The 24,874-nt window shown below is 62.9% G+C and carries 21 protein-coding genes; 7 read left to right on the top strand and 14 right to left on the bottom strand.

Annotated features, from left to right (window positions below; all coding sequences use genetic code 11):
- Nucleotides 1-63: 63 nt before the first annotated feature.
- The 5 genes from NKJ72_RS16690 to NKJ72_RS16670 form a co-directional block, all read right to left on the bottom strand.
- Nucleotides 64-1,098 (bottom strand): ABC transporter substrate-binding protein, encoded by a 1,035-nt coding sequence (locus tag NKJ72_RS16690; protein WP_352478431.1) that lies wholly within the window; start codon nt 1,096-1,098, stop codon nt 64-66.
- Between the two features lie 23 nt (nt 1,099-1,121).
- Nucleotides 1,122-1,922 (bottom strand): ABC transporter permease, encoded by an 801-nt coding sequence (locus NKJ72_RS16685; protein ID WP_352478301.1) that lies wholly within the window; start codon nt 1,920-1,922, stop codon nt 1,122-1,124.
- Nucleotides 1,915-2,835 carry an ABC transporter permease gene (locus NKJ72_RS16680; protein WP_352478299.1) on the bottom strand — a complete coding sequence of 307 codons (921 nt, stop codon included), beginning with the start codon at nt 2,833-2,835 and terminating at the stop codon, nt 1,915-1,917. The genes NKJ72_RS16685 and NKJ72_RS16680 overlap by 8 nt, the downstream gene beginning before the upstream one ends.
- The gene (locus tag NKJ72_RS16675) at nt 2,835-3,929 is read right to left on the bottom strand and encodes an ABC transporter ATP-binding protein (RefSeq protein ID WP_352478297.1); all 1,095 of its coding nucleotides are present in this window, start codon (nt 3,927-3,929) and stop codon (nt 2,835-2,837) included. Before NKJ72_RS16675 ends, NKJ72_RS16680 begins: the two co-directional genes overlap by 1 nt.
- A 139-nt stretch (nt 3,930-4,068) precedes the next feature.
- On the bottom strand, nt 4,069-5,736 hold the full coding sequence (locus tag NKJ72_RS16670; protein ID WP_352478295.1) for an amidohydrolase: 1,668 nt from the start codon (nt 5,734-5,736) through the stop codon (nt 4,069-4,071).
- Between the two features lie 140 nt (nt 5,737-5,876).
- Here NKJ72_RS16670 and NKJ72_RS16665 point away from each other — a divergent pair, with 140 nt between their 5' ends.
- The 6 genes from NKJ72_RS16665 to NKJ72_RS16640 all read left to right on the top strand — a co-directional run bounded on the left by NKJ72_RS16665 (nt 5,877) and on the right by NKJ72_RS16640 (nt 12,756).
- Nucleotides 5,877-6,908 (top strand): histone deacetylase family protein, encoded by a 1,032-nt coding sequence (locus tag NKJ72_RS16665; RefSeq protein ID WP_352478293.1) that lies wholly within the window; start codon nt 5,877-5,879, stop codon nt 6,906-6,908.
- Nucleotides 6,909-7,112: 204 nt separating this feature from the next.
- The gene (locus NKJ72_RS16660) at nt 7,113-8,756 is read left to right on the top strand and encodes an MFS transporter (RefSeq protein ID WP_352478291.1); all 1,644 of its coding nucleotides are present in this window, start codon (nt 7,113-7,115) and stop codon (nt 8,754-8,756) included.
- Between the two features lie 137 nt (nt 8,757-8,893).
- Nucleotides 8,894-9,754, top strand: a complete 861-nt coding sequence (locus NKJ72_RS16655; RefSeq protein ID WP_352478289.1) for an FAD binding domain-containing protein — start codon at nt 8,894-8,896, stop codon at nt 9,752-9,754.
- Nucleotides 9,754-10,230: a (2Fe-2S)-binding protein gene (locus tag NKJ72_RS16650; protein ID WP_352478287.1), complete on the top strand. Its 477-nt coding sequence runs from the start codon at nt 9,754-9,756 to the stop codon at nt 10,228-10,230. Before NKJ72_RS16655 ends, NKJ72_RS16650 begins: the two co-directional genes overlap by 1 nt.
- 16 nt (nt 10,231-10,246) lie before the next feature.
- Nucleotides 10,247-12,511, top strand: coding sequence for a xanthine dehydrogenase family protein molybdopterin-binding subunit (locus tag NKJ72_RS16645; RefSeq protein WP_352478430.1), 2,265 nt, complete (start codon nt 10,247-10,249; stop codon nt 12,509-12,511).
- Nucleotides 12,511-12,756, top strand: a complete 246-nt coding sequence (locus tag NKJ72_RS16640; RefSeq protein WP_126043243.1) for a MoaD/ThiS family protein — start codon at nt 12,511-12,513, stop codon at nt 12,754-12,756. The genes NKJ72_RS16645 and NKJ72_RS16640 overlap by 1 nt, the downstream gene beginning before the upstream one ends.
- A 193-nt stretch (nt 12,757-12,949) precedes the next feature.
- On the opposite strand, the gene NKJ72_RS16635 is transcribed toward NKJ72_RS16640, so the two are convergent.
- The 7 genes from NKJ72_RS16635 to NKJ72_RS16605 all read right to left on the bottom strand — a co-directional run bounded on the left by NKJ72_RS16635 (nt 12,950) and on the right by NKJ72_RS16605 (nt 19,534).
- Nucleotides 12,950-13,369: an Ohr family peroxiredoxin gene (locus NKJ72_RS16635; RefSeq protein WP_352478285.1), complete on the bottom strand. Its 420-nt coding sequence runs from the start codon at nt 13,367-13,369 to the stop codon at nt 12,950-12,952.
- A gap of 56 nt (nt 13,370-13,425) precedes the next feature.
- Nucleotides 13,426-14,460, bottom strand: a complete 1,035-nt coding sequence (locus tag NKJ72_RS16630; protein ID WP_352478283.1) for an alpha/beta fold hydrolase — start codon at nt 14,458-14,460, stop codon at nt 13,426-13,428.
- A gap of 28 nt (nt 14,461-14,488) precedes the next feature.
- Entirely contained in the window at nt 14,489-15,607 is a 1,119-nt protein-coding gene (locus NKJ72_RS16625) for a redoxin domain-containing protein (RefSeq protein WP_352478281.1), read from the bottom strand.
- A gap of 72 nt (nt 15,608-15,679) precedes the next feature.
- On the bottom strand, nt 15,680-16,276 hold the full coding sequence (locus NKJ72_RS16620) for a VOC family protein (RefSeq protein WP_352478279.1): 597 nt from the start codon (nt 16,274-16,276) through the stop codon (nt 15,680-15,682).
- A 49-nt stretch (nt 16,277-16,325) separates the two neighbouring features.
- Nucleotides 16,326-17,660: an epoxide hydrolase family protein gene (locus tag NKJ72_RS16615; protein ID WP_352478277.1), complete on the bottom strand. Its 1,335-nt coding sequence runs from the start codon at nt 17,658-17,660 to the stop codon at nt 16,326-16,328.
- The gene (locus NKJ72_RS16610; protein WP_352478276.1) at nt 17,657-18,085 is read right to left on the bottom strand and encodes a DUF6130 family protein; all 429 of its coding nucleotides are present in this window, start codon (nt 18,083-18,085) and stop codon (nt 17,657-17,659) included. The genes NKJ72_RS16615 and NKJ72_RS16610 overlap by 4 nt, the downstream gene beginning before the upstream one ends.
- 87 nt (nt 18,086-18,172) lie before the next feature.
- Nucleotides 18,173-19,534, bottom strand: coding sequence for an epoxide hydrolase family protein (locus NKJ72_RS16605; protein WP_352478274.1), 1,362 nt, complete (start codon nt 19,532-19,534; stop codon nt 18,173-18,175).
- A gap of 224 nt (nt 19,535-19,758) precedes the next feature.
- Here NKJ72_RS16605 and NKJ72_RS16600 point away from each other — a divergent pair, with 224 nt between their 5' ends.
- A complete protein-coding gene (locus NKJ72_RS16600; RefSeq protein WP_352478272.1) occupies nt 19,759-22,611 on the top strand; it encodes an ATP-binding protein in 2,853 nt (950 codons plus the stop codon).
- A 395-nt stretch (nt 22,612-23,006) separates the two neighbouring features.
- On the opposite strand, the gene NKJ72_RS16595 is transcribed toward NKJ72_RS16600, so the two are convergent.
- Both NKJ72_RS16595 and NKJ72_RS16590 read right to left on the bottom strand, forming a co-directional pair.
- Nucleotides 23,007-24,023 (bottom strand): aminopeptidase, encoded by a 1,017-nt coding sequence (locus NKJ72_RS16595; RefSeq protein ID WP_352478429.1) that lies wholly within the window; start codon nt 24,021-24,023, stop codon nt 23,007-23,009.
- A gap of 383 nt (nt 24,024-24,406) precedes the next feature.
- Nucleotides 24,407-24,808, bottom strand: a complete 402-nt coding sequence (locus NKJ72_RS16590; protein WP_352478271.1) for a DOPA 4,5-dioxygenase family protein — start codon at nt 24,806-24,808, stop codon at nt 24,407-24,409.
- Between the last annotated feature and the right edge of the window lie 66 nt (nt 24,809-24,874).

Here is a 24,874-nt window from a genome sequence, read left to right as displayed (position 1 = left end):
GGCAGTCCGATCGCCGGGAAAAGGCCCGGCGGCAATTGCCGCCGGGTTTCGTCCGGATGTGGATTACTTCTGCAGTTCGGTCCAGATCTTGCTGTAGATGGCCTGCACTTCCTCTGAACACAATTTTTGCAGCTCGCCATGCGCCTTGACGTCTTCCGGGATGATGACTTCCGGCGCATCCTTCATATCGGCTGGCATGTACTTGTCGGAACCGGCAATGCCGTTGGCGTAGCGGTGGAAGGCGGACAGGCCGGCGGCGTTTTCCGGATCCATGATGAAGTTCTGGAACAGCTTGGCGTTCTCGACATTCTTTGCGTCCTTCAGGACCATGACATTGTCGCTCCAGAGGCCAAAACCTTCCTTGGGATAGAAATAGTGGATCTTGGGATTCGCCAGCCGCTGGCGCAGGGCTGAGCCGTTCCAGTCGCTGGTTGCCTTGAAATCGCCGGCGCCCATTTTCTCGATGGTATTGTATTCCATCGCGATCCAGTTCGGCTTGGCGGCAACCAGCGTGTCACGCACCTTCTTCAGCGTTTCCTTGTCGCTGGCGCATTGCGCGCCGCCGACATATTTGGTCGCCGCAAACATGACGTCGTTCATTTCCGGCACGACGTTGACCTTGCCCTTCAATTCGTCGGGTGTGTTGAAGATGACCCCCCAACTGTCCGACGGCCCCTTGTAGACATCGGTGTTCACCACGATGCCCACCGTGCCCCAAGCCCACGGCACGGAATATTTGCGGCCGGGATCGAAATCGGGATTGGCCCATTCTGGCGCCACGTTCTTGAAGTTCTCCATCTTGCCGGGATCGGTCTCCTGCACGAGGCCTTCCTTGATCCAGATCGGCACGAAGGTTTGCGAAGGCACCGCGATGTCGAAGCCGGTGCCGCCCTGGCGAACTTTGGCCAGCGCCGTATCGTTCGAATCGTAATCGGTGATGGTCACCTTGACGTTGTATTTCTGCTCGAACTTTTTGATCACATCGGGGCTGGTGTAGTTGCCCCAATTGTAGATGTTGAGCTCACCGTCGGCGCGAGCAAGGCTCGTCGAGGCGAGCAGCGCCAGCCCGATGGCGGTCGCCGTGGTCTTCCAGTTCATGGTCTTAGCTCCCATTTTCATGTCTAGTCCCGTTTCCTGCTGATGAAGAAAAACAACGTCACGATGGCGACCGACAAGAGCAGGAACACGGTCGATATCGCGTTGATCTCCGGCGTTATCCCTCGACGTATCTGGCCAAGCATGTAAGTGGGCAACGTGTCCTGGCCGCCCGACTTCACGAACTCGGTGATGACAACATCGTCGAGCGAAATGACGAAGGCCAACATCAGTCCCGCCAGAATGCCGGGCCACAGCAGCGGCAACGTGATGCGCCTGAACGTCTGCCACGGCGTCGCGTAGAGATCGGCGGCGGCGCGCTCCAGCGTCAGGTCCATGTTCTCCAGCCGCGCCCGGATCGGCAGATAGGCAAAGGGAATGCAAAACGCCGTATGCGCGGCGATCAGATAGCCGAGCCCCGAATAGCCGGTGAATATCTTTATGCGCGAAAAAAAGATCAGCAACGCCACGCCAGTGACGATCTCGGGCACCATCAAAGGCTGGTTGATGGCGGCATATTTGAAGGTCAGGCCGGGATAGGGCGGCGTGCGCGTGGTAGCGAGCGCCGCCATGGTGGCGAAGACGGTGGCCAGGATCGCCGCCGTGGCGCCGATCTGAAAGGAGCGCAAGGTGGCGTCTATGACTTGCGTGTTCTGCCACGCCGACTGGAACCATTTGAGCGAAAAGCCGCCCCATTCCGACGTCGAGGTCGCGGCGTTGAAGGCATAGACGACGAGCACGACGATCGGCAGATAAAGCACGACGAAGCAGGTGGCGGCGATCGCGGTGAAGCCGGACTGATGCTTGATGGAGAAGCTGCTAGCCATGACGCATCTCCGATTGTCCGGCATTGCGCACATAGGCAAGCAGCGCCACCATGACGATGACCATCACAGCGATCGACAGCGCCGAGCCGAGCGGCCAGTTGCGGCCTTGCCCGAACTGCAATTCAATCAGGTTGGAAAGCATCATGTTCTTGCCGCCGCCCAATAGGCTCGGCGTGACATAGGCGCCCAGCGCCGGGATGAAGACGAGGATCGAGCCAGCGACGACGCCGGGCTTGACCAGCGGGAAAATGATGCGCCTGAGCACCTGGAAGCGCGTCGCATAAAGATCGTATCCCGCTTCGACCAGCCGGAAGTCGAGCTTCTCCATGCTGGCATAGATCGGCAGCACCATCAGCGGCAGATAGACATAGGCCATGCCGATAAGGATCGCCGTGTCGGTGAAGAGTATCTGGATCGGCGCGGAGATAATGCCGAGCTTGAGCAGCACCGTGTTGATCAGCCCTTCGTTGCGGATGATCTGCAGCACGGCGAAAGTGCGGATCAGCAAGTTGGTCCAGAACGGAATGGTGATCAGGAAAAGCCAGAGATCGCGCGTCTTCTCGCTGCGCGTTGCCATGAAATAGGCGGTAGGAAAACCAAGGACCAGGGTGGCGAGCGTGGTCACGATGGCAAGCTTGATCGAGCGCCAAAAGATGGTGACATGGGCAGCGGCGAGCGACAGCGTGTCGTCGAAGATATCGCGTTCCATGAACACCGATATCCACGCCTCCGGCGAGAATTGCCACTTCACGTCGCCATAAGGACCGGGTGTCAGGAACGAATAGACCAGCACGATCAGCAATGGGCCGGTCGCTGCCAGGAAGATGATCAGCAGGGCCGGCGCCGACAGCAGCCAGCGGTCGCGGATGTCGCGCCGTTCGGCCGCCTTGGCGACTTCTTCCGCGCTCGCCATCAATCCCTCAGCACTTGCGCGGCGTCGTTGCCGATCGAGACGCCGACCTTGTCGCCCCGCTCGAAACCGCAGCCTGCGCTGCGCGTGTTCTGCTGGCGCACGGTGAAGGCTTCGCCGCTATCCAGTTGGACATGAATATGCGTATCGGTACCGAAATAGACGATGTTTTCGACGGTTCCGGAAAGATCGCCCTTGCCGCCGGTCAGCTTTGCATGTTCCGGCCTGACCACCAGGGTGGCATTCGCCTTCGGCTGGAAGCCCTCAGCCACCGTCGCGTCGATCGTCGCGCCGGACTTTAGTGTCGCGCGCGCCTTGCCGTTGCCGATGCCGGTGATGGCCGCGGTCAGGAAATTGGTTTCGCCGATGAAGTCGGCGACGAAGCGCTCGGCTGGCTTGTCATAGATGTCCCAGGGCGTGCCGACTTGCAGTATCTTGCCAGCCGACATCACGGCGATGCGATCAGACATGGTCAGCGCTTCTTCCTGGTCGTGGGTGACGAAGATGAAGGTGATGCCGGTCTGGTGCTGCAGCCGTTTCAGTTCGATCTGCATTTCCTTGCGCAGCTTGTAGTCGAGCGCCGACAATGGCTCGTCGAGCAACAGCACTTTTGGCTGCGGCGCCAGCGCGCGCGCCAGTGCCACGCGCTGCTGCTGGCCGCCGGAGATCTGGCTGGTGCGGCGGGCACTCAGCGCCTCCATCTTGACCAGCTTCAGCATCTCGGCGACGCGCGCCTTGATTTCGGTCTTCGGCTTGCCCAGCATCTCAAGGCCGAAGCCGATATTCTCGGCCACCGTCATGTGCGGGAACAGCGCATAGGACTGGAAGACGGTGTTGACCGGCCGCTTGAACGGCGGCAGCGGCGCGATGTCCTGGCCATGCAGCAGGATTTCGCCTTCGCTGGGGAAGTCGAAGCCGGCGATCAGCCGCAGCAGCGTCGTCTTTCCGCAGCCCGACGGTCCTAGCAGCGTGAAGAACTCGTTCTCGCGGATCGACACCGAAACCGTATCGAGGGCGGCGACTTGTGCGTCCCCGATACCGAACACCTTGCGGACGCCGCGAACCTCGATTGCACTCTTACCCGGTTGATCCGGCACGCATTACCCCATTCTCATGTTCGCTCTTGATGGCGGATCCAGTTCCCATTCGATTGTCAGCATATGCCGGTCGGCTTGGCAACCGTGCATCTGGGCCTCGGTTCAAAACGCAAGCTCCGTGCCATCGTCAGCGCCATCATCAAACCTGATAAGTGATCTTGCCGCCGCAGATGGTGCTGACCGGATGCAGCTTGTGCAAGGAAGCCGGTTCAGTTGCCTCGATATCGGCCGACAGCACCACCAGATCGGCCAGATAGCCTGGTTTCAGCCGGCCCTTACGGTGCTCCATGAATTCGGCATAGGCGCCTTCGACCGTGTAGCCGGCAAGCGCCTCGATCAGCGAGAAGCTCTGGTCGGGGTCGCCTTCTGCCCACGGTTTGCGCAGCATCGCCGCCTGAATGCCCAAGATCGGGTCGACCCGCGACACCGGCCAGTCGGAAGCGAAAACGACATGCGCGCCCGCCTGCTTCAGCGTCCGCCAGGCATAGCTGAGCGGCCATCTTTCGCGGCCGATGCGCGAAAGCGTCGGTTCCAGCGGGAAGTCCATTGCGCCGGGCGGGTGCGGCGGCTGCATCGAGGCGATGACGCCAAGTTCGGCGAAGCGTGGCACGTCGGCGCCGGTGATGACCTCGATGTGCTCGACGCGGTGCCGGCTGTCGCGCCTGCCGTTCTTCCGCCGCGCCGCCTCGTAGCCGTCCAGAACCGCGCGCACCGCGCCGTCGCCTATCGAATGCACGGCGATCTGCAGGCCGCGTCGGTCGGCCTCCAGCGCCACCTCGGCGAAATGCTCCGGCGTGAACAGCGGCTCACCGCGCCAGCCCGGCCGGTCGGCATAGTCATCGACCATGACCGCGGTCCAGCCTTCCAGCACGCCGTCGTAAAACATCTTGACCATGCCGGACGACAGCCATTCCGATCGGTAGGCGGAGGCCATCCTCGACGCTTTTTCCAGCCTGTCAAGCGTCATGAAGTTCTTGAAATGAAAAGGTATCTTGGTGCGACAGAGCAGCCGCCCTTCCTGCTCCAAACCGGCAAGCAGCTCGAGCTGGTAGAGGTTGCCGTCCATGTTCTGGATCGAGGTGATGCCGTGGCGGGCGCACCATTCCAGCCCGCGACGCATGAGGTCGCGATCGGCCGCGACTTCGGCGGCGGAAGGATAAGGGTCGGGCTCGCCGCCTGTCGCAAGGCCGAGCCGCACGCGGTTCTGCCCGGAAAGCTCGAGGATCGGCCCGAACGCCTCGCCCTCGCGCAATTCGCCGGCCGCGAGGCCGTCGGCGCCCATGACGATCTCGTTGCCGGGCCCGAGTTGCTTGCCGTGCAGGATGCCGGCCAGCTCCAGCGCCTTGGTATTGGCCCACATCGTGTGGTGATCGGAAGCCGACATCGCGAACGGCCGATCGGGGATGATGCGGTCGAGATGGTGGCGGGTGACCGGCTCTTCCCTGGAGAGGATGGTGTAGTCGACGCCGGCCCCAAGCAGCAGCTTGGCGTACGGTCGTGCCGCCGCATAGGCACGGATCGCTTCCCTCAGCGCATGGAAGCCATGCACGCCCTGAAGGTGCAGATTGTCGAGTTCGGCCGCGCCGCCGAAAAGATGCATATGCGCTTCGATGAAGCCCGGCACCACCGACCCGCCTTGCGCATCGATGACCTTCGTGGCCGGCCCTTTCAGCGCCTCGATCGTCCGGCGATCGCCAACCGCCAGGATGTTGCCGTCCTTTATCGCCACCGCCTCGGCCGTCGGATTGCCTTCGTCCATGGTCAGCACACGGGCATTGGTGACGATCAGGTCGGCATTTGAACTCATGATTACCCGCGGTTCGGTTGCGCTGCCGGCAGGCTAGACGACCGGCTGCCGGGCCAGCAAGCCATGGCTGGTTGGCCCAGCGCCTTGTGAAGGGCCATGCGGGACGGTTAGGGTCGCCGCGTCTCACCACGGAACAATTCATGAAGACTGTTTTTTCGCCTCTCCATGCCGGCCATTCCGGCAATGTCGAATTGATCGCCGGCGCCATCGTGCCCGCATTTGAAAAGCCTTCGCGCGCCGAGTTCATCAGGGCGCGGGTGGAGAGCGAAAAGCTCGGTCCGATCCTGCCGCCGGAAATCCACGACCTCGTCGCCGCCAGGAAGGTGCATGCCAGCGACTACATCGATTTCCTGCCGACCGTATGGCCGCTCTGGGAAGCATCGGGCCGCAGCGGTTCGGCGATTCCCTTCACCTGGCCGACGCGCGGCCTGCGCGGCGACGTGCGCCCGAAAGGCATCGATGCGCTGCTCGGCTTCTACTCCTTCGATGGCGGCGCGACGTTCGTCAAAGGTACATGGGACGCGATCAAGTCGTCCTATGACGTCGCTCTGACCGCCGCCGCGTTGGTCAAGGCCGGCGAGCCTTCGGCCTTCGCGCTCTGCCGCCCGCCGGGGCACCATGCCGGCGCGGCCTTCATGGGCGGCTACTGTTTCATCAACAACGCCGCCGTCGCCGCGCAATGGTTTCGCGACCATGGCGCCGGGCGCGTGTCGATCCTCGACGTCGATTATCACCACGGCAACGGCACCCAGGAGATCTTCTACCGCCGCGGCGACGTTCAGGTGCTGAACCTGCATGGCGATCCGATGACCGAATATCCCTTCTTCCTCGGCCATGCCGACGAACGCGGCGAGGGCGACGGCGAAGGCTTCAACGACAATTATCCGATGCCCTTCGGCACCGGCTGGGAGGTGTGGAACGCCTCACTTGAGGACGCCTGCACGAGGCTTTCGGCTTATGCTCCTGACGTCGTCGTGGTTTCGCTCGGCGTCGACACCTTCGAGAAGGACCCGATCAGCCAGTTCAAGCTGAAAACGCGCGACTATCCCAGGATCGGCCGCCGCATCGCCAGGCTCGGCCTGCCGACGCTGTTCGTCATGGAAGGCGGCTACGCCGTCGAGGAGATCGGCATCAACGCCGTCGGCGTGCTGACCGGCTTCGAGGACCGCTAGAGGCGCTGCCGGTGCCCGCAACTCATATGGCGCACTCGGCGCGGCGAGCGCCACGGCGGGCCGGCGCTATCGTGTTGTTGGACCATGATGTTTTTCCAGAATGCGTTCGCCCTTTGCGAAATGATGTTCTATTTTTTGAATCCATGGCTTTGAGGGGCCGAATTCATCGGAAGAACAAACGCGTTTGAGCCCGGGAAAGCATTTATGAGGGACGACACACCGGAAAGCGAAAGCGCCTCGGCGCTGGCGCCGTTCCGGCACGGCATCTTCCGGGCGGTGTGGTCCGCCAGCCTCGTCTCCAATTTCGGCGGCCTCATCCAGGGCGTCGGCGCCGCCTGGATGATGACGACGATCGCCACCTCGTCCTACCAGGTGGCATTGGTCCAGGCCTCGACCACCTTGCCGATCATGCTGTTTGCGCTGCTGGCCGGCGCTATCGCCGACAGCTTCAACCGGCGCAAAATCATGCTGATCGCGCAGATCTTCATGCTCGTCGTCTCGGCTCTTCTGACCGTCTTCACCTATCTCGACCTGATGACGCCGTGGACGCTGCTCGCCTTCACCTTCCTGATCGACAGCGGCACCGCGCTCAACAGCCCGTCCTGGCAGGCCTCGGTCGGTGACATGGTGCCTCGCACCAAGGTGCCGGCGGCGATCGCGCTCAACTCGATGGGCTTCAACCTGACGCGCAGCGTCGGCCCGGCGATCGGTGGTATCATCGTTGCCGCGGCAGGTGCCGCCGCGGCCTTCGCCGTCAACACGCTGAGCTATGTCGGCCTCATCGTCGTGCTGGCCCGCTGGAAGCCGGAACTGCCGGCATCGACCTTGCCGCGCGAGACGCTGGGCGCCGCAATGGGCGCCGGCCTGCGCTACGTCGCCATGTCGCCTAACATCGGCAAGGTGCTGGTCAGGAGCTCCGCTTTCGGCTTCAGCGCCGGCGCGGTCCTGGCATTGCTGCCGCTGGTCGCGCGTGACGTCGTCAAGGGTGATGCCCTGAGCTACGGCATCATGCTCGGCGCCTTCGGCATCGGCGCCGTCGGCGGCGCGCTGATCAGCGTCAGGCTGCGGCAGCTGCTGTCCAGCGAAACCATGGTGCGCACGGCATTCGCCGGTTTCGCCGTCTGCGCCTTCAACGCCGCCGTCAGCAATCATGCCTGGCAGACGTCGCTCGGCCTGCTGGTCGGCGGCGCCTGCTGGGTGACGGCGCTGTCGCACTTCAACGTCACCGTACAGATGTCGACGCCGCGCTGGGTGGTCGGCCGCGTGCTTTCGGTCTACCAGACCGCGACCTTCGGCGGCATCGCGCTCGGCAGCTGGGTCTGGGGCGTCGTCGCCGACGCGCATGGCGCCGAAGTCGCCCTGATGGCGGCCAGCGTCGCCATGCTGGCGGGCGGTGCCATCGGCCTGCTGCTGCCGCTGCCGCAGCAGGCTGTGCTCAACCTCGATCCGCTCAACCGCTTCCAGGAGCCGCATCTGGCGCTTGATCTCAAGCCGCGCAGCGGTCCAATCGCCATCATGATCGAATATATCATCCGTAACGAGGACGTGCCGGAATTCCTCGCCACCATGGCCGAGCGCGGCCGCATCCGCCGCCGTGACGGCGCCCGCAACTGGACATTGGCGCGCGATCTTGAAAATCCGTCGATATGGATCGAGCACTACCACACGCCGACCTGGGTCGAATATATCCGCCACAACAGGCGCGCCACCTACGCGGACGCCGTCATCGGCGAGCGTATAAGGGCGCTGCACAGCGGCAACGAGCCACCGCGCGTCCGCCGCATGATCGAGCGCCCGACGACCGCTGGCACGGCGCTGGTCATGCCGAAGGGGCCGATCGAGCATTAGTGGCTGGCGGTGCGTCCAGTTGGACGAGCAAAATGAAATTGCGGCGCCTGGCCCAATCCGCGAATGCACGAACAGGATGGCCATTGTCGAGAGACGGTTATATCAGTTGATGTGACTATGACCAGTAAGGGGAGACGATGCGTTACATACGTCCGCTTTCAATTGAAGACGCCGCCGGCCTGTTGGCCGACTCAGCCGGCACGGCCGCCATCCTCGCCGGAGGCAGCGACCTCCTGGTGAGAATGAAGGGCGGCTTTATCGAACCCGACCTGATCGTCGACATCAAGGCGATCGACGGGCTTGGCGAGATCAGGGAAACAGCCGAGGGCTTCAGCATCGGCGCGGCGGTCCCATGCGCCGTGCTGGGCGAGAACACGGCCCTGCAGAAGGCATGGCCCGGCGTCGTCGAAGCGGCCAAGCTGATTGGCTCCAAGCAGGTGCAGGGACGCTGCACCATCGTCGGCAATCTCTGCAACGCCTCGCCGGCCGCCGACAGCGTGCCGGCGCTGGTGGCCGCTGGCGCCAAGGCGGTGGTCGTCGGCCCGGGAACCAGGCGCACGATTGCCGTGGAAGCGGTGCCGACTGGGCCGGGCAAGACGTCGCTGGCAAAGGGCGAGATCATCGAGGCAATCCTGCTCGACAAACGTCTGCCGCGTTCGGGCGATGCCTATCTGCGTTTCATTCCACGCACCGAGATGGACATCGCGGTGGTCAGCGCCGGCGTGAACCTGACGCTCGATGAGCAAGGTCGCGTCAAATCCGCCCGCCTGGCGCTGGGCGCCGTGGCGCCGACGGTGGTTCTGGTCGAGGAGGCCGCCGAGGTTCTCATCGGCTCCAAGCTGGACGAAGCCACGCTGGAAAGGCTCGCCAAGGTCTGCTCGGGTGCCTGCCGTCCGATCGACGACAAGCGAGGCACTATCGAATTCAGACGGAAAGTTGCGGGTGTGCTGGCCAAGCGGGCCGCCACGACCGCCTATGCACGTGCAGGAGGCAAATGATGGCTGGTGTGGCAGTATCAACGACAATCAACGGCGACAATGTCGAGTTCCTTTGCCAGCCGGACGAGACGCTGCTTGATGTCCTGCGCGATCGCCTGGGGCTGACGGGCGCCAAGGAAGGCTGCGGCACTGGCGACTGCGGCGCCTGCAGCATCATCCTCGACGACCGGCTGGTGTGCTCGTGCCTGGTGCTCGGTGCGGAAGCCGAGGGCCGGCACCTCGAGACCATCGAGGGCATGGCGCATGGCGACAGGCTGCATCCGCTGCAGCAGAAATTCCTGGAGCACGCCGCACTTCAATGCGGCGTCTGCACGCCGGGCTTCCTCATGGCGGCCAAGGACCTTTTGGCCAAGAACCCCGATCCAACCGAGGAGGAGATCCGCTTCGGCCTCGCCGGGAACCTCTGCCGCTGCACCGGCTATGACAAGATCGTGCGCGCCGTCCAGGACGCCGCCATCGTAATGAAACAAGCGTGATGAAGGGAGCATGACGATGAATTTCGATCCGCGTTACTCCGGACGCAATTTCACCTCTGTCGGCACGCGTCCCATTCGTCCCGATGGTGTCGACAAGGTGACGGGCCGCGCACGCTACGGCGCCGACTTCAACATGGCCGGGCAACTGGTCGGGCGCGTTCTCAGAAGTCCTCATGCGCATGCCACGATCAGGAAGATCGACACGTCGAAGGCGGAGAAGCTCGCCGGCGTCAAGGCGGTGATCACCGCGGCCGACCTGCCCGACCTGACCGACGGCGATGCCGCCATGTACGACATCCTCGACAACTGCATGGCGCGCAAGAAAGCGCTCTATGACGGCCATGCCGTGGCCGCGGTCGCTGCGGTCGATGCCCGCACGGCGAAGCAGGCACTGAAGCTGATCGAGGTCGACTACGAGGTGCTGCCGCATGTCACCGACGTCGACGAGGCGATGAAGCACTCCGCACCCCTGATCAACGACGCCATCTTCACCGAGGGCCTCGAGGAAAAGCCCGTCAAGCCTTCAAACGTCACCAAGCGCACCCAGTACGGCCATGGCGACATCCATGAAGGCTTCGGCCAGGCCGATTTCGTCGTCGAACGCTCCTTCAAGACCGAGCAGACGCACCAGGGTTATATCGAGCCGCATGCCTGCGTCGCCAATGTCAGCTCCGACGGCACCGCCGACCTCTGGGTCTGTACGCAAGGCCATTTTGTCTACCGCCAGCACTGTGCACAGCTGCTTGGCATGGAAGCCTCGAAGCTGCGCGTCACCTCGTCGGAGATCGGCGGCGGTTTCGGCGGCAAGACCCATGTCTGGGCCGAGCCGGTGGCGCTGGCGCTGTCGCGCAAGGCCGGGCGGCCGGTCAAGCTGGTCATGACGCGCGACGAGGTGTTCCGCGCCTCCGGCCCGACCAGCGCCACCTCGATCGATGTTCGGATCGGCGCCCGCAAGGACGGCACGATCACGGCGGCCGAGGCGACGCTGCGCTATTCCTGCGGCCCCTATGCCGGCATGTGGGCCGAGATCGGCGCCATGACCGCCTTTGCCTGCTACAAGCTCGAGAACGTCAAGACGGTCGGCTACGAAGTGCTGGTCAACCGGCCCAAGACCGCGGCCTATCGCGCGCCTTCGGCGCCGATGGCAGCGTTTGCGGTGGAAAGCGCGGTCGACGAGCTGGCCAAGGAGATCGGCATGGACCCGGTCGAGTTTCGGATCAGGAACGCGGCGCAGGAAGGCACCAGATCGTCCTACGGCCCGGTATATGGGCCGATCGGCATCGGGCCGACGCTGGAGGCGGCGAAGAACCATCCGCACATGAAGGCGCCGCTCGGCAAGAATCAGGGCCGCGGCATGGCCTGCGGCTTCTGGTTCAACTTCGGTGGCCAGACCTGCACCGACCTCAACATCGGCATGGATGGCTCGGTCTCGCTTGCCGTCGGCACGGTCGATGTGGGTGGTTCCCGCGCGTCGCTGTCGCTGGTGGCGGCGGAGGAGCTCGGTATCCCCTATGAGCAGATCAAGACGGTGGTCGCCGATACCTCCAGCCTCGGCTACAACGACATGACGGACGGCAGCCGCGGCACCTTCTCGTCTTCGATGGCGACGATCTCCGCCGCTCGCAACGCCATCAAGGTCCTCAGGCAGCGCGCCGCGCAAATGTGGGACATACCCGTCGACGAGGTGGTCTGGGAAGAGGGTCACGCGATTGCCAAGGGCGCGACGCACGGCAACCTCTCGCCGCTGTCGCTGAAGGAGATCGCGGCCGCTTCCGGAAAGACGGGCGGACCCATCGCAGGCCATAGCGAGCTCGTCGCCGACGGCGCCGGCGTCTCCTTCGCCACCCATATCTGCGATATCGAGGTGGATCCCGAGACAGGCTCGACCAGGGTGCTGCGCTACACCGTCGTTCAGGACGCCGGCAAGGCGGTGCATCCGACCTATGTCGAGGGGCAGTACCAGGGCGGTGCCGCGCAAGGCATCGGCTGGGCGCTCAACGAGGAGTATATCTACGGCAAGGACGGGCGGCTGCAGAACCCTGGCTTCCTGGATTACCGCATTCCGGTCTGCTCGGACTTGCCGATGATCGACACGCAGATCCTCGAGATCCCCAATCCCAACCATCCTTACGGGGTGCGCGGCGTCGGCGAGACCTCGATCGTGCCGCCGCTGGCGGCGATCGCCAATGCGGTGTCGAACGCCGCGGGCGTGCGGATGACGCATATCCCGATGTCGCCGCCGCGCATCCTGGCGGCGATCGAGGCTGAACGGGAAGGCTGATGGTCGAAGTAACGCTCTGGGGATCGCTTGGCGCGCTCGCCGGAGGCAAGAGCAAGGTCGAGATCGAGGCCAAGGATATTCGGGAGCTGTTCAGGAAACTGGCTGAACAGTATCCCGGCCTCGAGCCCTTGATCGAGAAGGGCATTGCCGTCGCCATCGACGGGACGATTTATCGGGATACGTGGTCGAAGGAATTGCCAGAGGGGGCGGAGATTTTTTTGTTGCCGCGGTTGGCTGGGGGGTAGGTGAGGTCGTCGGCATTGCCTAGCATCAAGGTCTCAAACGTCGTTGATGGGGCCGACAACGGACCGGCAGCTTCGAGCCCGCGGATATCGAAAGCGGACATTCACGTCGAGTGGGCATGATCATGATCTGACCCCGAACAGACTGGGAGCGAGGTGCCAAAAGCTTCAACGCCGAAGAGCGATGTAGGTCAAATCAGACGATCCTCATTATGACATCGATATTGCCCCGTGTCGCTTTGGAGTAAGGACAAATCTCGTGCGCTTCATCCACCAGAATTTGTACCATATCGCGCTCCAGACTCGGCACGGCAATATCCAGTTGGACGCTAAGAAAGTGGCCGTTTTCTCCGTAGTTCAGATTCACCTCGGCCTCGATGCTCATCCCTGCAGGCAGCGCGATTTTTCGTTCGTGGGCCGCAGATGCGATTGCGCTTGCGAAGCTGGCCGACCAGCCGGCCGCGAGCAACTGCTCCGGATTGGTGCCGATGCGCGCCGATCCAGGCGTCGATAGCCAGATGTCCAGAAGGCCGTCGGAACTGCGCGAGGCGCCATTTTCGCGGCTGCCCGTGGTTGCGGTCCTGGCCGTATAGACAACCCTTGCGATGTGGCTCATTGGCATTCTTTTGCTGGTAGCGGTAACCGCCGCTTGGGCGGTTGCCGCGAACTCCATCAGGCGTCGGCTTCGACAACTGCATCGGCAAAGGCCTGCGGCGCTTCCTGCGGCAGGTTGTGCCCGATGCCGCCGGTGACGACCCGATGCGCGTATCTGGCCGGGAACATCGTGGCGTACACGCTGGCGTCCGGATGCGGCGCGCCATTGGCGTCGCCTTCGAGGGTGACCGTCGGCACGCCGATGACCGGTGCCTGCGCGAGTCGCTCCTCGAACGCGTCGTATTGCTGCTCGCCGGCGGCGAGTCCGAGCCGCCAGCGATAATTGTGGACCACAATGGCCACGTGATCGGGATTGTCGAAGGCTGCGGCGCTGCGCTCGAATGTAGCATCGTCGAAATTCCACTGCGGCGACGCGAGTTGCCAGATCAGCCTGGCGAAATCCCGTGTGTATTTCTCGTAGCCGGCGCGGCCGCGATCGGTGGCGAAGTAATATTGATACCACCATTGCAGCTCGGCCTTGGGTGGCAGCGGCAGCTTGCCGGCTTGCTGGTTGCCGATGAGGTAGCCGCTCACGGAGACCATCGCCTTGCAGCGTTCAGGCCATAGTGCGGCAATGATGTTCGCGGTGCGGGCGCCCCAGTCGCAGCCGCCAATCGTCGCCTTTTCGATGCCCAGCGCGTCCATCAGGGCGACAACGTCCACGGCAATCGCAGACTGCTGACCGTTGCGCATCGTGTCATCCGACAAGAATCGGGTCGTGCCGTATCCGCGCAGGTAGGGCACAATCACGCGGTACCCCTTTGCGGCAAGCAGGGGAGCGACATCGGCATAGGTGTGGATGTCATACGGCCAGCCATGTAGCAGGATGACGGGCGGGCCGTCGGTCGGTCCAAGTTCCGCATAGCCGACGCTCAGCACGCCGGCCTCGATCCGCTTCAAGGGCCCAAAGGACGCCGCAGGCTCGCCAGTCGTCTGTTGCGCTTGTGCCGGGCCGATCAGGCCGAACTGAGTGGCGGCGACAGCCATCGCGGCGGCGCCAAAGAACCGACGGCGATCTTGGTCGATCTCATCCGGGGTATTGAGCGAATGCATTTGGGAACCTCTATCCTGGCGCGGGCGATCAGCCGAACGTGAATGCAAAGACCTCCACGCCTGAGTCGAGAAACTCGATCTCGAACTGCCGATCGATGATGGGTTTCGATTGTCGGATCAGTTGGTACAGGCGCTGCTCTGTCACTGCGCCTTCGCCCTTTTCATTGACGTCGACGCCGCGAGCCTTGCCTGGCGGCTGTCCGTCGATCAGCACGCGAAATCTCACAGACGTTCCCGGCGCTGCCGGACCCATGACCAGATGAAGGTCGCGCGCGTGAAAACGGTACGCGATGCGGCCATCGGACTTGTTCAGTACGGCGGTTTCTTTCCTTACCGTCCAACTGCCAGACAGCCCCCACTCATTCAGGGGTAGTCGCGCCGGCACGTCGTAGATGTGCGGCGCGTCCAAGACCGCTTCATCGCCGGAGGCAAAATTCTGGGTGCGTTCGTAGCCGAGATAATTTTCCAGAGACTTGAGGGTCTCCCAATCGGCCGCGGCTTCGATGCCGCGGGCATCCACCGACACAGGCTCACGGTCGAATCCGCCGGCGCCAGCCTCAGTCAGCAATTCCTGGATGACCATTTCCGACTGTTGGTATGAGCCCTCGCCAAAGTGGTGATACCGGACGCGTCCTCGCGAATCGACGAAATAGAGTGCCGGCCAGTACTGGTTGCTGAAAGCCCGCCATATGAGATGGTCATTGTCGACGGCGATCGGGTAATCGATCCCCAGGTCTTTCACCGCCCGGTGCACGTTGTTCAGGTCTTTTTCGAACGCGAACTCCGGCGCGTGGATTCCGATCACCACCAAACCATGCTTCCGGTATTTCTCGTCCCAGGTCTGAACGTAGGGAAGCGTGCGCAGCCAGTTGATGCAGGTGTAGGTCCAGAAATCGATGAGGACGACCTTGCCATGCAAAGCCGACGCCGTCAGCGGCGGCGAATTTATCCACTCGTTCGCCACGCCAAGCGAAGCAAGCTCGGATTGACCCTCAAACTGGAGGGAGAAAAGTCCGTGAAGAAACGGAACCCTCATCGGTGCGGAGGCTATCGGCTGAGCCACATTCGTGTCTCCCAGAAAACTGGCAATCGGAGCCCCGATTGCCAGTGCGAGCGCCACGGCGACGAGCAGCTTGGTTGCTTTCATCGACGACGCCTTTTCAGTTTCGATCGATATCGCCGCGCAGACGATTCGGCGGCGCGCTGCGCGCTGAATCCTTCAAAGCGGAAGCTCTTTGCCGGCCTGCTCAGCCACCATGTATTCCGCGTACCAGTCCGGCCAGTTCTCATCGCGCTGGCCGCCGTTGCGCTTCTCGTGCTCGCCGTGGGCCTCCGACGCGCGTCGCAGCGCGGCAGCAAGATCCGCTCCGGAAGCGTAGGTCGTGACATTGGAGTCGATCCGGCCGGGAAAGCGGGTGGTGATTTCCTGCAGCAGCCATTCGTTGCCGTCCGGGTCCTTGAACGTAGCGAACGAGGAGTAGCTGCGCCGCTCGGGATCGCGCCCCTTGACCGCCGGCCTGCCGGGACCTGTGCGGTGAAACGCCTCGCTGACCTCGGCGCCGTGGCCAATGAGCTCGACGCGCGCCGCCTCGATGTCCGACACGACAAGATAAAGTCCGCTTGCCGAGCCGGGCGCCGCCGTCGTGATCCCCGTGCCGAAGTGGATCGAGGCAGGCGAGCCCGGAGGTGTGAACTGCACACCCCGGAACGTATCGCCGACGACGAAATCGCCGTCGAGCCGCCAGCCCAGGCCGCTATAAAAGCTCTTGGCGCGATCGACGTCCGAGACGGGGATGACCACGACCTCGAGCTTCATGTCGAGCGCCTGCTTTTTGAGGGTCCCGGTCGCAGTTTCGCGCTTTTCGTCATGGGGCGTTTTCATGGTTTGAGACATTTGTCGTTCCTTTCGAGTGAGGTGGTTGTTTGGTTTGCCGCAGCGGCCTGAACGCGGCGCGCAACTCGGCAGAAAAGAGCTCCGGCTGCTCCCACGCGGCGAAGTGGCCGCCTTTGTCGACCTCATGGAAGTAGATCAGGTTGGGGTAGGCGCGCCGGGCCCAGGTCTCGGGGGCCCGATAGCCTTCGCCCGGAAAGACCGTGATGGCCACCGGCAGCGAGACTTCGCTGGTCTTTTCAGCGCCGGCAAAAACGGGACTGCGCCCGCCGCCGTACTCCCAGTAAATTCGCCCGGACGAGGTGGCGGTGTTCGTCAGCCAGTACAGCGTGATATCGTCCAGCACTTCGTCAGGCGACTTTTCAGGGTCGCTTTTGTCGTAGGTCCAGCCCGAAAAGCCCGGATGTCCGAGCATCCAAGCGGCGAGCCCTGCGGGGGAGTCATTGATGGCGTAACCGATCGTCTGGGGCCGGGTGCCCATCATCGTGGCGTAGGATCTGTTCCCCATCTTGGCGGCCATGCTGAGCGCATCGAACGCCGCGCGCTCCTTGTCCGTGAGCCCCGACGGCGCCGGTCCGCCGGCGGCGAGCACCGCGGCAATCTCTGGCGGTACGACAGCCGGCAGGTTGACATGAATGCCGAGCAGGCCTGCCGGGGCCAGACGTCCCATTGCATTCGAAACGGGAGAGCCCCAGTCGCCGCCCTGGGCGACGTAATCTGTGTAGCCAAGGCGCTTCATCAGCTCTGCCCAGGCTCGTGCAATGCGGTCAGTACCCCAGCCAGTATCTGTGGGTTTGCCGGAGAAGCCGAAACCCGGCAACGACGGCAGTACGAGGTCGAACGCGTCTTCCGGGCTACCGCCATGCGCCGTGGGATCGGTGAGCGGGCCGACGGTCTTGAGCAGTTCGAGCACCGAGCCGGGCCAGCCATGCGTCATGATCAGCGGCAGGGCATTGGGATGTTTCGAGCGAACGTGAATGAAGTGGATTTCCACGCCGTCGATCGTGGTCATGAACTGGGGCAGGGAATTCAGCTTCGCTTCCGCTGTCCGCCAGTCGTAGGCCGTGCCCCAATACTCGACGAGCGTCCTGATCTTCGCGAGCTGTATGCCCTGCGACTGGTCATCGACCGTCTCCCGGTCGGGCCACCGTGTCTGCGCAATGCGACTGCGAAGATCATCGAGCGGCGCTTGCGGCACATAGACTTTGAAGGGCCGGATCGAGCGATCCTCAACTGGGTTGGCGGAGGCGGGCGCGGAAAGGACGCAAAGCCCGAATGCCAGCAGGGCCGCCAGTTGGTCGAGCCTCATGGCTGCACCGTCTTGTCCGGAGTGTGGAACGTCACCGTTTGTTTGGTGAAGACTTTGCCTTCTGGATCCACCACCTCGATCAGCACTATGTGCTGGCCGCTTGGCATTCCCACCAAGATGATGGTGTTGCTTTGACCGTAGTCCGCCCACGCCCAAGGCAGGTCGTCGACGGTGACGTGCAGATGCCCGACCCGCGGAGACACGTTGCGCGCGGCCGCCCCGCCCACAGGCAGGATGCGCAAGTTCTCCACCCGGTACGGGATGAACACGACGCCGCCGGCCAGCGGACCCGGAAGCGGCGGCTCCACGATCAGCTTGGGTGCGGGCTCGTTGTCGATGGGAACGACTGTGCTCTGGGCAAACGCGCCCGTGGCGAGCACAGTGCAAGCCGCGAGTGCGGCGAGCGTCTTGATGAGGGGGTTCATTGCAGTCGCTCCCTTCGGAGGTTCGCTACGCAGCTATCGCTGGGCGGAAGATGACGCGCGTCCGGCGCGCCATCCCCCGCCAACACGTCATGTCTGCAACGTCTTGAATGTTGCGCGCACCTCATCGGTGAAACTCTTCGGCTGCTCCCAGGCGGCGAAATGGCAGCCCTTGTCCGTGCGGCCATAGTGCAGAAGCTTCGGGAACGCGCGTTCGGTCCAACTCTTCGGTGCGGTGTAGATTTCGCTGGGGTTCGCAGTCGCACCGACGGGAATTGTGATGCCCTTGGCGTCGAAGAAGCCAGCCTTCGCCGTTTGCGTATGTTCCCAATAGAGACGCGCCGACGAGATCGCCGTGTTCGTCAGCCAGTAGAACGTGATGTTGTCGAGGATGTCGTCGCGGGTAAGGCCCTCCGGCTCTCCATCGAAGGAACGGGCGATCAGCGCATAACTGTCCGCATCGTGGTCGAGGATCCACGCCGCCAGGCCGGCCGGTGAATCGACGATCCCGTAGAGAGTTTGCGGACGAAGAGCCATCTCGTTGGCGTAGCCCAGGCCGTTTTTGTAGAAGAACGCTACCTGCTCGTAGGCACGCTTCTCGTCGGGGCCAAGATCGGCGGGGGGCGGACCGCCGGAGGCTAGCGCCTTCACGATCTCCGGCGGAATGGTCCCCGGCATATTCGTGTGGATGGCGACCAGCTCGGGAGGTGCGATCAGGGCCATCTGTTCCGTGATGAGTGCTCCCCAATCGCCGCCCTGCGCGACGTAGCGGTCGTAGCCGAGGCGTTTCATCAGCACGATCCACGCCCGCGCGATGCGCCCCGGATCCCAACCGGTTTCGGTGGGCTTGTCGGAAAAGCCGTAGCCCGGCATCGACGGGATCACCACGTCGAACGCGTCGGCCGCGGTACCGCCGTGCGCAGTGGGATTGGTGAACGGATCGATGATCTTCAGGAGTTCGATGACCGAACCGGGCCAGCCATGCGTGATGATGACAGGCAGTGCGCCCCGATGTTTGGATTTCACGTGGATGAAGTGGATGTCGAGGCCGTCGATCTCGGTGACGAAATTCGGCAGCGCCTTCAACCGCGCCTCGCATTTGCTCCAATCATATTCCGTTCCCCAATACTGCATGAGCTTCTGCATCGTGGCGAGTTGCACGCCCTGCGTTGGCCCTACCGTCGCAGGGGTCGACCAGATCCGCCGGGAGGCCTCGTCGGATACGAGCTCGCCCTCGGGCCAGCGCGTAGCGACGATGCGCCGGCGAAGCTCGGTGAGCTCCTCCTGCGGGAAGCTAACGGTGAAGGGACGGATGTCATCGCTGGTTGATGCGGCGGCCTTGTGTGACGGGAGCAGGCTCGCGGCGCCTGCGGCGGCGATGCCGACCGCGGCAGTGCCCAAGAGTCGCCGGCGATCCTGGTCGATTGTTTCGGAGGTTCTGGTCGTGTCCATGGGACTCTCCTGGGGTTGATGGATGCGATCTGCACTGCTTGACGTACCCCCGGGAGATGGGATTAGCCCGTTATGCGTCGTGAGCTCTTGTTAGTCGCTGCCCGCCAGCCGCTTTTTTGAGCAGGTAGGAGGGGCCAGACAGTGGAGACTCCCTATGGTGCGGGAGCGTTCCTTGACTTAAACTGAGGCGCTGGGTGCAGGCGGCTCCCAAAAGAAGAGACGCCATGACGAGAAGGGCAAGTCAGGCCAAAGACAGATTGTCGTTTGGCCCTTTCTGCTTGGCTGCGGGTGAAAGGCTCCTGACAAGAGAGGGCGCTCCCGTAGAGTTGGGCTCGCGCGCCCTTGAAATTCTCATCGTCCTGACTTCCGCGCCGAATGAAGTCGTCAGCAAGAAGGATCTGATGTCGCGGGTCTGGCCCGATGTGGTTGTCGAGGAAGGCAGCCTGCGGTTCCACATGACCGGGCTGCGCAAGGCGCTGGGCGATGGAAAGGATGGCGCGCGTTACATCGCGACGCTTCCGGGGCGCGGCTATTGCTTCGTTGCACCGGTCTCGCGATCAAGCACACACGACGAAGCCCCATTCATCGCCGCTGGGTTTCCGCATGCGAATCTTCCAAACCGCTTGAGCAGAATGGTCGGGCGGGATGAGGACGTTCTCAAGCTGTCGGCGCAGCTGAATGCTTCGCGGTTCGTCACCATCGTTGGCGCCGGCGGTGTCGGTAAAACCACCGTCGCGATCGCAGTCGGGCATCATCTGATCGACGCATTTTATGGGGCAGTTCTGTTCGTCGATCTGGGAATGATCGGTGATCCCGGTCTGGTGACGACAGCCGTCGCCTCGATGCTTGGGCTGTCCGTTCAAACAGAAGATGCCACGCCCAACCTAATCGCTTACTTGCGCAACAAGCGGATTCTCTTGATCCTCGATACCTGTGAGCATCTCTTGGATGCGGTGGCGCCTTTGGCAGCAAGCATCGTCGATGCGACGTCACAGGTCCACATTCTGGCAACGAGCCGCGAGGTGCTTCGGGTTGAGGGCGAGCATATCTATCGATTGGATGCGCTTGCCTATCCGCCCGACGAACCTGGACTAACGGCGGCCATTGTCCAGACCTTCCCGGCCACCCAACTGTTCGTCGAACGAGCGGTGGCAGGCGGCGCTCGTTTGGACGTCAGCGATGCGGAAGCCCTGCTCATCGCAAGCATCTGTCGAAAGCTCGACGGCGTGGCGCTCTCGATCGAACTGGCGGCCAGGCGCGTCGAATCCTATGGGCTGCAACAGACCGCCGCGCTTCTCGATCAACGCCTGACACTGCTGTGGCTCGGTTCGCGGACCGCGCCGCCGCGTCAGCAAACCCTGCAGGCGACACTAGACTGGAGCTTGGGGCTCCTGACCGACCTTGAGCGCGTGGTGCTTCGCAGGCTCGCTGTATTCGTCGGTCATTTCACGCTCGATGCCGCACTGGAGGTGGTGACGAGCGCGACCCTCGACCGATCGACCGTCCTTGGCGCCATGGACAGTCTTGTCGCCAAATCGATCGTGGCGACGCGTCCGGTCGGAGCAATGATGCGCTACAGGCTCCTCGATACGACGCGCGCCTACGTTCTCGACATCCCGATCGATGACGCCGAGGCTGCCGATCTGGCAGTGCGCCACGCCGCCTACTATCGGAGATGGCTGGAGCAGACCGGGATCGAGTGGCCAAGCCTGGCGACCGGTGAGGAGCGGGCGCCTCACTTCGCCGCCATCAACAATGTCCGGGCTGCCTTGGAATGGTGCTTCGGCGACAGCGGAAACGCCGACATCGGCGTCGGACTCGCCACCGCTGTCGCGCCGGTTTTCCTGGCAATGTCCTTGTTACCGGAGTGTCATCGCTGGTCTGAAAGAGCAATATTCGCTTTCGACGATGCCGCCCGCGGCGGACTTGACGAGATGCATCTTCAGGCAGCCCTCGGCGTGTCCTTCATGTTCATGCGGGGAGGACGCGACAGGGCGCGCGTAGCTCTGGAGAGGAGCCTGGCGATCGCCGAGGAGCGCGGCAATCCGCTGGACCGGGTGCGTCTGTTGGGGCCGCTCAACATGTTCCATCTGCGGACGGGCAATTTCGCAACCGCCCTTGAGTTTGCAAGGCGTTGTTCAGCCACAGCCGCGACCTTGGACGACTCGGTCGCCAGCGCGCTGGCACACTCGATCCTGGGCATCTCGCTCCACCTGCGAGGCGACCTCGCGCAGGCCCGCGCAGAGCTGGAGGCGGCGCTCGACCGTGGGCCGCGCTCCCAGCGGACCACGACGATCTATCTGGGCTTCGAAGGCAAAATCCTGGCCAGGGCCATCCTGGCGAGGAACCTTTGGCTACAAGGCCATCCGGATCAAGCCATGGCACACGCCCGACAGGCCGTCGAAGAGGCTGCCGCCATGGATCATTCTCTAACGTTGGCGATCGCGTTGATCTGGGCGATATCGGTCTTCCTTTGGACCGGCGACCTGAAGAGCGCCGAGGCGTACATAGATATGCTCATCGCTCGCGCGGAATCCCATTCCATGACTCCTTACCTGCTGGTCGGTCGGGGCTTCAAAAGCGAAGTCGCGATCCGTCACGGCGATGCAAAAAGCGGCGTCGAGGGCCTGCAGACATCTCTTCAGAAGCTCCACGCGGCGCCTTATGAATTGCTCACGACGCCGCTCAATCTCTCGCTAGTTAGGGGACTGTCCGCGACCGGTCAGGTTGATGAAGCCATTGCGTTGATCGACGAGTCGCTTGGTCAAGTCGAACAGAACGGCGATCAATTGTACCTCCCGGAGTTGCTCCGGATGAAGGGAAGCCTCATTCTCCAGTCGGAGCGCAACCGTGATGAAGCTGCCGCCTACCTCATGCAGGCACTGGAGTTGAGCCGAAGTCAGCGCGCACGGGCATGGGAGTTGCGAACCGCAACCGACATGGCGACGCTGATGGCCGGGCGAAGGGAGGCGGATAGCGCTCGCGAGCTCTTGCAACCAGTCGTGGAGCATTTCGTTGAGGGCCAGGACACTGCGGATGTTAAGGCTGCCGAGCACCTTCTAGCTACGCTGAAGTAGCAATCGTCAACGAAACTTCTTTCACTGATGATGACCTCTGCTTTGGGAGTAAAGTTGCTTGGCCTGTGAATTTCGTGATGGCCGCTTTTGGCGAAGGAACGGCGCTGTCGTAGTGACTGGTATTGGGCGCAAAGCGGCCGGTCATGCCAGCCTGAACTGCACTGCAGGCACACGCGATTTCCGACGCCGAACCTCACATACCGAAGGGCTACCCCGCCCCCCCTACGCCCCCAGCGTCGGCTCCGTATTCACCTCCAGCGCCTCTTCCGCCTCGTCGTCCTCGCCGAGAATCTCCCTGTGTGCACCCCCGCGCCCGGCCTATCCAGATCGGGTCGATCAGATGGTCGCGGCGGGTAGTGTTGGGGTGGATACCCAGCCCGCCGCGCCTGTTCAACTCAATCACAGCTTTTCACCGCCTTCAGCGCTTCGGCGCGGGACGGTTTGTCCGCGATCCGTCGAACAGACGCGTAGAACCTTGGATAGTCGCCGGAACACAGGTCGAACAGGCGGAGAAATGCCGGAACCTGTTCGCCGTAGACGGAAGTCGCGGCGAGCTTGGCGTTGTTGATCGGCGTATCGAACCAGCGGTCGTATCCCCGGTATCCGGCCCAGCGCCGGTCGCGCATGTGCCGGTAGCGCATCCGCAGCCTGTCGATCGCCGCTGCCTTGGCGGCCGCCATCTGCTGCGGGGTACGGGGACCTCCATAGATCTGGGCCAGCTCGTCGCGCGTTTTCGCCACCAGTTTGAGAAAATCGGCGTTGCGCTTGCGAGCGACTTCGTAGCGGCGCAATCCTGCCCGATCGCCGGCGGCGCGAAGCCATTTCCTTGTGCCGGTGGTTTCGACGGCAACCGCGAAAGCCTCGTTGAACGCGGAATCGCCCTCCACATAGAGGCGCTGATGCGCCAGTTCATGGAAGACAAGGCTTGCGAGATAGGTGTCGTCCTGACCAAGCATGGTGCTGAGCAGCGGGTCGCTGGACCAGCCCAGCGTGGAATAGGCGGTGATGCCTGTGACGTAGACGTCCAGCCCCTGTCTCTGAAGCGCGACAGCGCTGTCCGTCGCGGATTTCCGGGAGAAGTAACCCCGGTACGGAACGCAGCCAAAAACCGGAAAGCACCATGTTTTCGGCGCGAGCGAGAATTGCGGCGCGGCAAAAACGGCCCAGGTCACAGCGTCCCGGTGGATGTCGACGTAGCTGCGGTAGCTGCTGTTATCAGGCAGAGCCAGTTCATCTGTCGCGAATTGTCTTATGGCGCTCGCCGACGTCAGCTTGCTGCGCAATGCCCTGGGCGTCGAAGGATCACGGATCAGTCTTCCAATATTCTTGCGCGCCGCCATGATCCGTACATGACCCTCCAGCGACTGCGCGTAGTAGGAAATGCTTGTGCAGCCGGCCACCCCGAACGCCATGGTCAGCGCGGCCAGTATTCGAAGAACGCGCCTCACAGTCGCCCCACCGCTTGCTTGTCTGCCCATGCAGCTCCCGTTCTCAAACAGAGCACCGATCTTCGTCAAGCAGACACCGGCCCAAAGTTACCGCACTCTTCGCCCGCCCCGACAACCGCATATGAGATTCTTGCGAGGAGGCCCCCACCCTAACCTTCCCCACAAGGGGGGGAACGCTGCCGCGCACCTTTACGTCCTCCTTGGCATTGGAAGGGCATGCAATTTGCCGAGGTCAGCGCCAACAGAAGTTTCCCTCCCCCTTGTGGGGAGGGGTTAGGGGTGGGGGTACTCGTAGAGCGAAGACCTTGGTTGCCCTATGCGATTGCCTGCTACACCCCCACCGTCGGCTACGTATTCACCTCCAGCGCCTCCTCCGCCTCATCGTCCTCGCCGAGAACCTCGCCGTTCACCCCCAACGGCCGCCCGATCCAGATCGGGTCGACCAGATGGTCGCGCTTGGGGTTGGTGGTGTTGGGGTGGATGAGGATGCTCAGGCCGCCGTGGTTCAGCATCAGCCATGGAACCAGCGTAGCGAAAATCCCGGTGGCGAAGGAGACCTGGTACATGGCCTGCTGATGCGGGCCGACCGGCTCGTCGCGCCAATTGCCCAGGCGCACGCGGAAACGCTCGCCGATGCGCAGGCGCAGCCATTCGGCATGCTGCCGCTCGGCCTGCCCGTCATAGTAGATGTGCGCGTGATAGCTGGCAATTTCCGAAAGCGGCCTTGGACTGGCGGCGTCTTCGTTCACCTTGATGCTCTCCTTCGATGATTACCGGCAGACCCGAAGCATGGCAGGTCGACCTTGTCGAGGCTG

It is taken from the genome of Mesorhizobium sp. M0045, from assembly GCF_040323385.1.
Taxonomy (GTDB): domain Bacteria; phylum Pseudomonadota; class Alphaproteobacteria; order Rhizobiales; family Rhizobiaceae; genus Mesorhizobium.
This window is presented reverse-complemented; position numbering and strand designations above follow the sequence as displayed.